This window comes from Streptomyces sp. RK9 (assembly GCF_045070545.1).
Lineage (GTDB): Bacteria > Actinomycetota > Actinomycetes > Streptomycetales > Streptomycetaceae > Streptomyces > Streptomyces alboflavus.
This window is the reverse complement of sequence record NZ_CP173703.1, coordinates 4598529-4610593: the sequence shown is the minus strand read 5'-3', so window position 1 is coordinate 4610593 and position 12065 is coordinate 4598529. Positions and strand designations below refer to the sequence as shown.

The 12065-nt window shown below is 67.3% G+C and carries 7 protein-coding genes and 2 pseudogenes; 6 read left to right on the top strand and 3 right to left on the bottom strand.

Annotation, left to right across the window (positions count from 1 at the left end):
• Nucleotides 1-96: 96 nt before the first annotated feature.
• Complete coding sequence (locus AB6L24_RS18935; RefSeq protein ID WP_405656642.1) at nucleotides 97-879, bottom strand: thioesterase family protein; 783 nt, start codon at nucleotides 877-879, stop codon at nucleotides 97-99.
• 266 nt (nucleotides 880-1145) lie between these two features.
• On the opposite strand from AB6L24_RS18935, the gene AB6L24_RS18930 reads away from it, so the two are divergent.
• Nucleotides 1146-2027 carry a barstar family protein gene (locus AB6L24_RS18930; protein WP_405656641.1) on the top strand — a complete coding sequence of 294 codons (882 nt, stop codon included), beginning with the start codon at nucleotides 1146-1148 and terminating at the stop codon, nucleotides 2025-2027.
• A 37-nt stretch (nucleotides 2028-2064) separates the two neighbouring features.
• On the opposite strand, the gene AB6L24_RS18925 is transcribed toward AB6L24_RS18930, so the two are convergent.
• Both AB6L24_RS18925 and AB6L24_RS18920 read right to left on the bottom strand, forming a co-directional pair.
• The gene (locus AB6L24_RS18925; protein WP_405656640.1) at nucleotides 2065-2799 is read right to left on the bottom strand and encodes a hypothetical protein; all 735 of its coding nucleotides are present in this window, start codon (nucleotides 2797-2799) and stop codon (nucleotides 2065-2067) included.
• Between the two features lie 245 nt (nucleotides 2800-3044).
• Complete coding sequence (locus AB6L24_RS18920) at nucleotides 3045-4553, bottom strand: DEAD/DEAH box helicase (protein ID WP_405656639.1); 1509 nt, start codon at nucleotides 4551-4553, stop codon at nucleotides 3045-3047.
• Nucleotides 4554-5192: 639 nt separating this feature from the next.
• Between AB6L24_RS18920 and AB6L24_RS18915 the strand changes: the two genes are divergently transcribed.
• The 5 genes and pseudogenes from AB6L24_RS18915 to AB6L24_RS18895 all read left to right on the top strand — a co-directional run bounded on the left by AB6L24_RS18915 (nucleotide 5193) and on the right by AB6L24_RS18895 (nucleotide 11970).
• Complete coding sequence (locus AB6L24_RS18915) at nucleotides 5193-5342, top strand: hypothetical protein (protein ID WP_405656637.1); 150 nt, start codon at nucleotides 5193-5195, stop codon at nucleotides 5340-5342.
• Nucleotides 5339-6787 (top strand): type IV secretory system conjugative DNA transfer family protein, encoded by a 1449-nt coding sequence (locus AB6L24_RS18910; protein ID WP_405656634.1) that lies wholly within the window; start codon nucleotides 5339-5341, stop codon nucleotides 6785-6787. The genes AB6L24_RS18915 and AB6L24_RS18910 overlap by 4 nt, the downstream gene beginning before the upstream one ends.
• Nucleotides 6788-7203: 416 nt before the next feature.
• A pseudogene (locus AB6L24_RS18905) lies at nucleotides 7204-8026 on the top strand (IS5 family transposase).
• Nucleotides 8027-8390: 364 nt separating this feature from the next.
• A pseudogene (locus AB6L24_RS18900) lies at nucleotides 8391-9019 on the top strand (IS5 family transposase).
• Between the two features lie 767 nt (nucleotides 9020-9786).
• Complete coding sequence (locus tag AB6L24_RS18895; RefSeq protein WP_405656633.1) at nucleotides 9787-11970, top strand: hypothetical protein; 2184 nt, start codon at nucleotides 9787-9789, stop codon at nucleotides 11968-11970.
• The last annotated feature ends 95 nt before the right edge of the window (nucleotides 11971-12065 follow it).

Genomic DNA, 12065 nt, shown 5'->3' with positions numbered 1-12065 from the left:
CCTCCCATGATCTTCAACTCGGACGCGGCACGCTATCAGCGGGCTCTGACATCGCCCTCGGGCCGGCCCCGGTGACCGTCGCCCGCCTGGACGGACCTACAGGGGGCGGACGGTGAGCATCTGCTGTGCGGTGCCGACCGGGCCGTCGAGGTCGTGCAGGACGGTGCTGGTGATGCCCTGCCCGGTGGGGCCGAAGGTGACGGTGGTGTCGAGGCCGGTCCAGCGGCCTCGGGGCTGGCGGTGCAGATGGATGGTCAGGTCGACGTTCGGATACATCCAGGCGGTGGGCGGCTGACGCACGGCGATGCCGTTGGCGGTGTCGACGAGCGCGAGGAAGGACGCGAGCGGGCTGATGGTCTGCCCTGCGACGAGGTCGAGGTCGGTGGAGATCCACGCGGTGGTGCGGCCCGGCTGCGGGGGCGCGAGGGGGCGTACGTCCACGGAGGCGATGTATCCGCCGGGCCACACGGAGCCCATCTCCCAGGGCGTGAGCGCGTCGGGCGGCGTGAGGCGGTCGCCGGCACCGCCCTCGACGGCGGTGGTGTCGAGGGCGGCGAGCAGCCAGGCCCGGCCCCGGACCGCGGGGCGGCCACCTATGAGGACGACGGCTTCGACGAGTTCGATGGTGCGGCCGGGCCGGACGGTCTCGACGCGGATCTCGCACTCGTCCAGGGCGGGCCGCCCGAGGATGTCGAAGCTGATCCGCGACATCAGGAGACCCTGGTCCGGACGGTCGGCCAGGTGCCGGTCGATGGCGTGCACGATGAGGCCGCCGAGCGGGCTGAAGTGCTGCTCGTCCTCGCTCCAGGCACCACCGGCGTGAGCGGTGGGCTTGTAGCGGTGCGCGTCGATGGGCTCGTAGTAGCTGCCGGTGTTCAACGGTGCTGGCCTCTCGGCTGGACGGATCGGGAGCTGTACAGATCGGGGCTGCACGGATCAGGGCTGCACGGATCAGGGCTGCACGGATCAGGGCGCAAATACGTGCAGGATACAAAAGGGTGCCGGGGTGCGGTTGTTGAGCGGGTGCGCGGGCGCTTCCCGACGGGACCCGCCTGCCCGTGAGCCATCCGCACCGCCGCTGCCACGGGGCACCATGCCCCCGGCCCGCCACGCAACGCAAAGCCCCGTCTCCGTAGGCTGGCTCCATGCCGACCGAGAACAGCTCCGCGACCGCCTTCCGCCACGTGCGGGAGTGCTCTGACGTGTACGACCTCCTGGAGCAGATCCGCCTGCGGCCCGGCATGTGGCTGCGGGGCACCTCGCTGCAGCACCTCGACTCGCTCCTCACCGGCTACGGCGCGGCACTCGCCGTACACGCCCAGACCGAGCCCTTCGCCTTCTGGCCGGAGACGGACTTCACCGACTGGCTCCACGAGCACTACGGCGAAGACAGCTCCCTCACCTGGGCCGCGGAGATCGAACGCCGCACGCCGCCCGACTCCACACCCCTCGAAGAGTTCTTCCGGCTCCTGGACGCCTTCAAGAACGACCCGGCGCGGCGCCCCACCCCGGACGAGGTGAGGGCCCGGCGCCCCGATCTCCCGTACATGAGCGGCACGTTCGTGACGCTCTTCTGGTGCCGCGAACTCCTCGACCAGGCCGTCCAGCGCCTTGAGGGCCACGGCTTCCGCGTCGTCCGGATCGCGGCGAGCGGCTGGACGACGGCGCAGGACATGCACCAAGGCCTGGCCGCGGCCCTGGAGTTCCCCTCCCACTACGGACGCAACCTGGCCGCGCTCAACGACTGGCTCGGCGACGTTGCCCTCTCCGGCACGTACGACGACTCCCCCGCGGGCGCCGGACTCGTCCTGTCCTTCACGGGCTACGACCGCTTCGCCGCCGCGTGCCCCGAGGACGCCCACAGCGTGCTCGACATCATCGCCGCCCTCGCCCGCCGTGCGGCGGTGGGGCGGCGCCGCTTCTTCGCCCTGGTCCAGAGCGACGACCCCGACATCCGGTTCGAACCGGTCGGCGCCATGCCCGTCCTGTGGAACGGCGACGAGTGGCTCGACTCCCTCCGCCGTTGACGGCCCGGCCCCACCCCGAACGGCCAGACAGAACCCCCTAGTTGTCCCGCAGCCTGACCTGCGCGCGCCCCGACTCCGGGTCACGCTCGAACACCACGTACCGGCTGAGGACGGCGAGGGCGACGATGCAGCCACTCATCTCCAGCCCCTCCTCGACGAGCGTCCCGAGCATGAGCACAAGGCTGTGCCCGTTCTCCAGCGCCCAGCCGTTGAACGCCTCCGTCAGCAGTGCCCCGCCCAGATACACCCCGAGTGCGGCGAGGATCCCGTTCCGCAGGTCACGTGGGAGCTTGCGCGCCCACAGCACGGCGATCACCGTGCCCGTCACCGCGAGCAGCGCGCCGGGCAGCACCCAGGCGTGCGTGGGCAGCGACCCCCCGGCCCACTCCTTCCACGACTTGCCGACCTCGCCGAGGCGTTCGTGCAACGAGACCGACTCGTCGATGCTGAGCAGCGCGGTCGCGGCGGCGAGGCCCAGCCAGGACAACCGCCCGGGGCGCGCGTCGCGCCCGCTGAGCAGCGCGGCGATCAGCGCCACGCCCGTCACGGCAAGGATCAGCGTGCTGTTCCACCACGTCGCCAGGTTGGCCTCGACGTCGACGTTCACCAGCTTGCGGATGGTCGGTATGGAGTCGTAGTGGTTGTAGGCACGCGTCCCGAGGTCAGCGAGGAGTAACGCCGCGGTGGCGCCCGCGGCGAACCACAGGACGCGGCGGGCCGGGGGTCTCGCGCCCTTGTCCGCAAGTTGGTCAGGAATTTGAAGATCGGTCATGTGTACGGAGGCTAGCCGCTTGATCAGCGGACGAAGCGGTCGGGGCACCCCGCATGATGCCCTTTCGGACACATCCCGTACGCCCGCGCGTACGCGGTGAACTCGGCCCGGACGGCGCCTCGGTGGCCCAGACGTCGTCCTGGTGGCCAGGACACGTCCGCGACGTCACCGTCGACGGTCGCCGCCGCCCCCGCACGGAGGCCGACGAGCGCGTGCTGCCGGCAGGCTTGCCGGGGCGGGGCCGGTCAGCCGCCGCGGCGCACCCGGGCCGCCTTGCGGGCCTCGGCGAGCTTGCGGGCCTCGCCGGACTTGCCGGACTTGCGGCCGCCCTTGCCTCCGGTGCCGCCGGTGCCGCGCGAGGCGTCCTTGCTGGTGCCGAGGCCGCGGAAGGGGAGGTTGGTGTTCTTGGGGCGGGGCGCGGCGGGCCCGCCGTCGAGCGGGGTGCCGGAGGGGGCCTTGGCGCCGGTGATCCGGCTCAGCGCGGCCTCGCCCGAGCGGACCTTGGTGGTCGTGGCCTCGATGCCCGCCTCGGCCATCAGCTTGCTCATGTCGCGGCGCTGGCCCGAGAGGACCAGGGTGACGACGCTGCCGCGCTCGCCGGCCCGGGCGGTGCGGCCCGCGCGGTGCACGTAATCCTTGGGGTCGGTGGGCGGGTCGACGTTGACGACGAGGTCGAGGTCGTCGATGTGCAGGCCGCGGGCCGCGACGTTGGTCGCCACGAGGACGGTGATCTGGCCGTTCTTGAACTGCGCGAGGGTCCGGGTGCGCTGCGGCTGGGATTTGCCGCTGTGCAGGGCCGCCGCGTGCACGCCGCTGGCCCGCAGGTGCCGGGTGAGCTGGTCGACGCCGTGCTTGGTGTCGAGGAACAGCAGGACGCGGCCGTCGCGGGCGGCGATCTCCGTGGTGACGGCGTACCGGTCGGGGCCGTGCACGACCAGGACATGATGGTCCATCGTCGTGACGGCGCCCGCGGCCGGGTCGACCGAGTGCACGGTGGGGTCGTGCAGGTAGCTGCGGACCAGGTGGTCGACGTCGCGGTCCAGCGTGGCCGAGAACAGCATCCGCTGGCCGTCGGGGTGCACCTGGTCGAGCGCCTCGGTGACCTGCGGCAGGAAGCCCATGTCGCACATCTGGTCGGCCTCGTCGAGCACGGTGATCCGCACCCGGCCCAGGCGGCACGCCTTGCGCTCGATGAGGTCGTGCAGGCGGCCGGGGGTGGCGACGACGACCTCGGCCCCCTCACGCAGCGCGGCCGCCTGCCGGCCGATCGACATGCCGCCGACGACCGTGGCCATCCGCAGCCGCAACGCCTCCGCGTACGGTGTGAGCGCCTCGGTGACCTGCTGGGCCAGCTCCCGCGTCGGCACAAGGACCAGCGCGAGCGGCTGCTTGGCATCCGCGCGCCGCCCGGCCGTCCGCACGAGCAGGGGCAGCCCGAAGGCGAGCGTCTTGCCCGACCCGGTACGCCCGCGCCCCAGCACATCGCGGCCCGCGAGGGCGTTCGGCAGCGTCGCCGCCTGGATGGGGAAGGGCTCGGTCACACCGAACTCGCCGAGCGTGCGCTGCACCGCGGGGGGCAGGTCGAGCTCGGCGAAGGAGGCCACCGGGGGTGCGGCCGGGGTGGCGGGTGCGACGGCTTCCGGCCCGGCGGGGTCGGTGTGCGGGGTGTCGGGGTGGTCCTGGTGGTCAGCAGGAGCCTGCTGGTCAGCGCGGTCCGGGTGGTCGGCGTGGTCCGAGTGGTCCGAGTCGTTCATGACGAGCCTTCCGTATGGGGGACGTACCGAGGAAGGCCCGGCAGGAATCAGGAGTCTCAGGGGTCGAGGAGTGCGCAGCCACCGGCGGAGACAGCGGCCCGGCCTGGCGGAATGCGCCAGTCCTCATCACCGTACAAACGGTTGAGGATAACACAAAGTGACTGGTCGGCCCGTCGCTGTGGCGCCGCCCCTCCCGGTTCAGGGAGCCGCGCCCCGTGTGCTCAGGATCGTTCCTGCGCTGAACCTCGGGAGCCGACCGGTCGCGCCGCCGTACAGGCTCGTGCCCCCGCGGCAGACCTTCGCGGCCAGGGCAGGTTACGGCGGCCGACCCAAGCGAAACGACGGGCGAGGTGCCCGACAGGAAGCGGTAGTCGGTCCGGGCAGCGCGGTGACTCGGCGCGTTATTGCCGTTCGATGACTTGCACAGAGAGAAGGTGCCGTGCGAGCAGAACCTTAAACGGTGGCCATCACCTTCGACTCCACCGGAAAACCCGAGATGTCCGTGTAATTCGCCCGCCGAGTCCCGCTCGGTCCCGCTCTGATCCGGCACGGTGAGGCAACTGCCTCACCGCCAGCGGTGACGACCCCGAGGACACCGTCAAACGGCTGGGACTACCGGCCTGGACCGCCGAGCACATCATGCGCCTGCGCCGCGGCGTCACCCTGTGGAAGGTCGGCGAAGTCATCTACCCCGGCGTGCAGCACCTCCTGACCGAGGCCGAGACGCACCTGTGCTTCTCCAGCGGTTCCATGTCGGACCTCGCCCCCAGCACTCCGGATCACGAATGACCACTCACCTTCTGACCGCCCTCGAATTCGGCTACTCGCTCGGCGTCTCCCAGCGTCCGAAGGGCGTCCCACTGTGGTCCCGAGCGGACAAGGCATGCCGGGTCATCGGGCCCATGGGCAGCGGCAAGACCCTGCGGCCGTTCGCTCCGATGATCCGGAGCTGGCCCGGCCCGGTACTTGCCACGTCCACGAAGCCCGACCTGGTCGAACTCACGCTGGACGCTCGGCAACACGGCGACCGCCCGGTCCTGGTGTTCGACCCCCAGAACATCGCCCCGTCTCTTCCCCGTCTCCGCTGGTCCCCGCTCACAGAGGCCTCCGACACTGAGGTGGCGATGATGCGGGCGAAGGCCCTCGTCCCGGGTTCTCGCGCCCCCGGTGCAGCCGCACAGTCCTCCGAGGGCAGCGCCTTCTACAAGGGCCAGGCGGCCAAGGTGCTCGCCGCGTTGCTGCACGCCGCCGCGCTCGACGGAGCACGCCTCGACCAGTTCCTGAAGTGGGCCCGCAAGATCTCCGGTCCGGCGCCGCTGGGCATCCTCGCTGCCCATCCCGGCGCCGGACCGGGATGGGCGGACGTCCTGCGCACCGCCACGGCCGGGGACGAGCGAACCGTAGGCAACACGGCCGTCACGCTCGAAGCCGCGCTCGAACCACTGATGCACCAGTCAGTGATCAACGCCCTCCAGGGTGACGGTGAGGCTCCCACCAGCGTTCGCGATGTCCTCGACGCCGGCGGGACCATCTACCTCCTGGGAAAGGACTCAGAAGTCAACTCGATCGCGCCCCTGACTACGGCGGTGACCGAGGACCTCCTGGACGCGGCAGAAGCACACGCCATCGCCTCCCCCGCGGGGCGGCTCGACCCGCCTCTCCTGGCCGCTCTCGACGAGGCACCGAACATCGCTCCGATCCCCTCCCTCCGCCAGCGCGTCGCCGACGGACGAGGGCGTGGCATCACTGTGATCTACGGCCTCCAGGGCTGGGCCTCCGCCCGGGCCCGCTTCGGCGAGGACGCGGCCAACGAACTGGCCAGCTTCACCAATCACGTCGTGGTGTTCGGCGGCGCGAAGGACCCGACTTTCCTCAGGGACATGTCCGACCTGTGCGGCCAAGTCGAGCGCGTCCGCAAAACCCGCACCACCACGAGCGGCAACGGCAGCGGCGAGTCGACCGCAACACACACCGCCCTCGAAGCCGTGCTGCGCAGCGACGAGATCAAGGCCCTCGCCGAGGGACACGCACTCCTCTTGGCCGACAACCTCCCCGCTGTGATCACTCGGCTCGACGGAATGTGGACCTGGGACTCCTGGCCCGAGATCGAAGATCACGTCCAACGGCTCCGCAAGGCGAACGAAGGAGAGCGGGCGCGTCAGGAAGCCGAGAAGCGCTCCCGGGCTGAGGCGCACGCTGCCGAATGGGCCGAGCGCCAGAGGGCTGCCGCATGAGCCCGAACCCGCTCAGCCACTTCCCGCCCTTCCCGGATCCACCCGCGCCGATCGCCGACAACCTCGCGGAGCGGGCTACGGCCGAGTCCGTCGTGGACAGCCCTCCCCCGTGGGACATCGGTGCGCTCCCTACCGAACTGCTCGCCCCGCTTCCAGCTTGGCTCGACGACAACTGCCGCGTAGGCAAGCACGACGCTCGCCCAGCGCGCTTCGCCCTCTCCGCCTGGCCCCGCCGGCCCGATCTCGCAGCGGAACAGCCTTCGGCCACCTGCCTTACCGAGGAGTTGGCCTGATGCGTCCCTGAAGCTCACCTCACCGTCACGGCAGATGAAAATCACGTCCTATGGACCTGGTGCATGGCTGGCAGAGACGTTAAGACGCCGTTACTGATGGCGTGATCACTCCTTGTGCCGTGCATGACGGATCTGGTGGAGCGGTTGGTACCGGACGAGTTGTGGACGCTGTTTCGGCGGGTGGTGCCGCAGACAGAGGTCATACGTCCCCAGAGTGGCGGCAAGCGGAGGGCCGGTGACCGCGAGTGCCTGGCGGCGATCATCTTCGTGGCCACCTCGGGCTGCACCTGGCGGCAGCTGCCACCGGTGTTCGGGCCGGCCTGGCCCACCGTCTACCGCCGCTTCGCCCAGTGGAGCCGGGACCGGGTCTGGGCCAGGCTGCACCGCGTCATCCTCGACGAACTCGGCTCCCGGGGCGAGCTGGACTGGTCGCGGTGCGCGATCGACTCCGTCAGCGTCCGGGCAGCAAGGGGGCCACTGACCGGACCGAATCCGACCGACCGACCGCGGCAAGCCGGGATCGAAAATACACCTGATCACCGACCGAAACGGCGTGCCGCTGTCCCTGGGCATCTCCGGCGCCAACATGCACGACAGCCTCGGCCTGGAGCCGCTCGTGCGCAGGATCCCGCCCATCCGCTCCCGCCGCGGCCCGCGCCGCCGACGCCCGGCCAAGCTCCACGCCGACAAGGGCTACGACTACGACCACCTCCGGAAATGGCTTCGTAAGCGTCGCATCCGCCACCGCATCACCCGCAAAGGCATCGAGTCGTCCACGCGGCTCGGCCGAGCCCGCTGGGTCGTCGAGAGGGCGATCTCCTGGCTGGTCGGATGCCGACGTCTGCACCGCCGTTACGAGCGCAAGGCCGAGCACTTCCTTGCCTTCGTCGGCATAGCCGCGGCCCTCATCAGCTATCGCCGACTCACCAACTCAAACAACGTCTAAGGACCAGTGAACCGGCGTGCCCGAGCACATACCGGGCCAATGTCCCGACTGCCAGCGGAAGGCACACGCCGACGCAGAGAAAGCAATAGCTGCCGACAAAGACCGGCAGGCCGCCGAGGCTCGAGCCGTCCGAGGACCACTCGCTGTCTGGGGCTGCGTAATCGTCCTTCTGGTCCTCGCCTCGCCATCGCCAGTGTCGCCCCATACCTCGCCTGGAAATTTCAGTGACCCCTCCAGCAGCCGCCCGTCTCACCCTCGCTTCCAACAACCCAACAGCAGGATGGCTGGATTGAACTCACAGCAAAGGAAGAAGGAAGGCTAAGACGCCATTTCGTTTGGCGGGATCTTGCGACCGTCTGAGTTGGTGACTGCTTCACTTGTTGAGCAGATGGTTCCGGACGGTTTGTGGGAGCTGTTCGAGCGAGTGGTGCCGCCAGCGCCGGAACACCCGCAGGGCGGTGGTCGGCGTCGGCTCGGGGACCGGGGCGCGATCGACTCCGTCAGCGTCCGCGCCCTCAAAGGGGGCCACTGACGGGACCGAATCCGACCGATCGCAGCAAGAGCGGATCGAAAATTCATCTCATCGTCGACCGCCACGGACTGCCCCTGCCGATCGGCATTTCGGCGGCCAATCTTCACGACAGCCAGGCACTGATTCCACTGGTCCAAGGCATCCCACCCATTCGCTCCCGCCGCGGACCTCGACGCCGCAAGCCCGCCACGCTCCACGGAGACAAGGGCTACGACTACCGGCACCCGCGACGATGGCTCGCTGCCCGTCGCATCAGACACCGTCTCGCTCGCAAGGGTGTTGAGTCCTCACGCCGACTGGGGCGACATCGCTGGGTCGTAGAACGCACCGTCTCCTGGCTCTCAGGATGCCGTCGCCTTCACCACCGCTACGAACGAAAGCCCGAACACTTCCTCGCCTTCACCGCCATCACGGCAACCCTCATACGCCACCTCCGCATCACCAAATGCGATGACGCCTAAGCGCGGTCACGTTGGTGTCGAAATTCCTGCCGCCGCACTTGTCAAGTAGTTGCGCGGAATCGGCGTGTCTCTGCAAGCGGAGCACACGATGCAATACATACGCAAAGAGTTCGGATTAACTTGCCGCATTTCACCTTCGACTCGCGCACATCAAGCCAGATAGCGAGAAGACGAAAGAAGCTGGTCAGGGAGGTACAGGGTTGCCATCGATGTCGCCACCAGGGGATTCTCTCGCCGTTCGCAATACCAACTTGGGCTGATATTTGATCAACCGCACCTGCAAACCCTTTTCCGCTTCTAATTCTTCTGCTTCACTCGCGCACCAACCAGCACCCTCCCCGTATCGGAGGAACGAGATGCGCCGAAGACCCCTCTTAGGCTCGCTCCTTGCGCTCGCCATGCTCCTCGGCATGGGCGCGCTAACGGCAGCAAAACCATCGGACGACGGTAAAGTTCGCGACGCCTACACATTTGACGTCGGTACCCAAAAGCCCTCTGTTCCGATGACGCCCGAGAACCGCACGGAAGTTTCGCGGTATGCCCACCGGAGCCTTCCCAGCAACGCAGAGCTGAATTCCCAGAACCAACGATCCGCGCCAGGTATGGACACCTGCCAGAATGCGCCGGGTGCCGATGGAAAGGGTGGTGTAATCCTTAGCCGCCTGACGTGGTGCATGAGGCACGATGACGCCAAAGTCGACCACAAGCAATGCGACAGCTTAGGGGCCTGCAAGATTGTCGGGAGCCTCAAATTCAGGGTGACCTTCATGGGCACAGCGAAGTCAGGGCCGGCAGAGACGGACCGCAAGACAGACATATGGATTCGGCTCGACAAGTGGGACCCCAGTGGCGATGCGCCATGGGAGGCGAAACTCAAGTACGAGGGCGGCTGCACAGACAAGACGCCCGGCGCCCCTAAATGTGTCATCACCAACGACGGCCGAAACGACACCCTCAGAGAATGGGCACGGCCCAACAACTCAGATGAGTGGATCACGTTCTCCTCACCTGAGGGTTCCCTGACTGGTGACAGGATCGCGAAATTCACGTTTGACATCAAGTCAACGCTGCAAACTCCGACGGATGGCCCTCAACCTCGCGTCTGGGAAGGCAGCAAGTTCCGGTGCGACTGGGCAACCTACCTTCAATCTGGAAGAGGCTGCGTCTTCGATGACGGTAAACCGGCGACGTACAGGTTCGACTCCAGGCCGGGATGGGTGGAGCAATCGAACCACGTATGGGAGGCCCAGAACAAGCCCGAGGAGACAGTGCCGTCCTCGGCGTACAAGAAGAGCATCCCCGGGGCACCAAAGAGCGACGTCCCGCTCACGCGAATGTACAACCCAGGGGACAACACGAAGAATCGTAACAAGTCTCGTAGCCAGTGCAGGAAGTACTTCGGCAGGGGCTACGCTAAAGCTCTTGACCATGATAGAGAATGCGACGAGTATCCGTACGCCTCAACATATGAGGGGTCAGTCACGGGCGTGCAGAAATTTCAGCCCAATGACGGATACAAGCACTACTCCGTAAAGGCAATAGACGCAAAACACAACGGAGATGCGGGAACAGATCTCAAGGCTTTCTATAAGGTCAACCGCATGTTGGACAAAGACCCGTTCTATGTCCACCTGGTGACTCCATCAGGGGGAGACTACAACGGACCTGACAGGCCGGCAGGGGCTGCGGCCCCGGTGCAGTACCACCAGTGCCCGTCCGCGGGCATGGTCGAGGCCAAGCAGACAGAGTCGAAGGCGTATCCGGAGGACTTGTTCAACAAGTACGCCGCCACCACACGCGACGGCTGGACAGGAGGCGACTCCACCTACAGTGTCACCCTCCCCGACGGCCGCCGTCTGTGGCTCTTCTCCGACACCTTCATGGGCCCGCTGAACTCGAACGGAACACGGCCGACCAGTGCTCCACTGATCAACAGCTCATTCGTCGCCCAGGTCGGCGACAACCTCACCACCATCACCGGGGGCACCGACAGTAAACCGGAAGCCATCATGCCTGCCTCGGCCGAGAAACACTGGTACTGGCTCGGTGACGGACTCGTCGCCAATGTCGGCGGGCAGAAGCGACTGCAGGTCGTTTTCCACGAGTGGCACAAGTTCGGCCCCGGCGGGTGGGACTTCAAGATCAAGCGATCGATGGTCGCGACCTTTGATCTGAACGACCTCAAGGAGCCGGAGTCGATTGAGCCGCTCCCCTCCGGCGCGGGCATCCAATGGGGGTCAGCCGTCATGTCCGCCGAGCAGAGCGACGACGGATACACCTATATCTACGGCACCAACGATGCGCCCATCAATAAGGGCATGAGGGTGGCCCGCGTCAAAGGAACCAACATCGCCGACGCGGACAAGTGGCAGTACCTCAACAGCGCCAGGAATCAGTGGATGTACGGCGAGACCGAAGGAGACAACACCACCATCGGCATAGCCAACGAATACAGCATCACACCCCACAAGGGCAGCTTCGTCCTCGTCAGCCAGGACAGCACAGAAGCCTTCAGCGGAAAGATCCGCATGTGGACCGGCTGCGACCCATACGGGCCGTTCGGTTCCTGGGAAGGCCACGACGAGGTGTACCGGATGCCCGAAGGCGGCCCCGTACCCTTCGGAGACTGCGTCGCTGGTCAGGAGGATGGCAGGTGCTTCTCGTACAACGCACATGTCCACCCGTCGCTGGCAACCGGAGACCGCTGGACGCTCTCGTACAACGTGAACAATTTCGACACCAACGTCACTCCTGATGGCGCCCACTACCGCGACCCCACCATCTACAGACCACGGTTCGTGTCTTTCAAGTTGGTGTCTACCAACGTCAGAAGGGCGGACGCTAAACTCCGCTACTCGACAGTGCCCAAGCAAGCGGCTGCGCCGTGTCGACCGGAACATCGGCCCCGAGCGGGAGTGTTCGCCATGACGCGTGGACAGCCCTGCTCGTAGCTCTCCCAAACCGTGAAGTGCGGTGTCTGCTCCGCCAGCCGAGCAGGACAGACACCGCGCTTCACTCTGTTCACACCAACGCCCAGAGGAGCAGA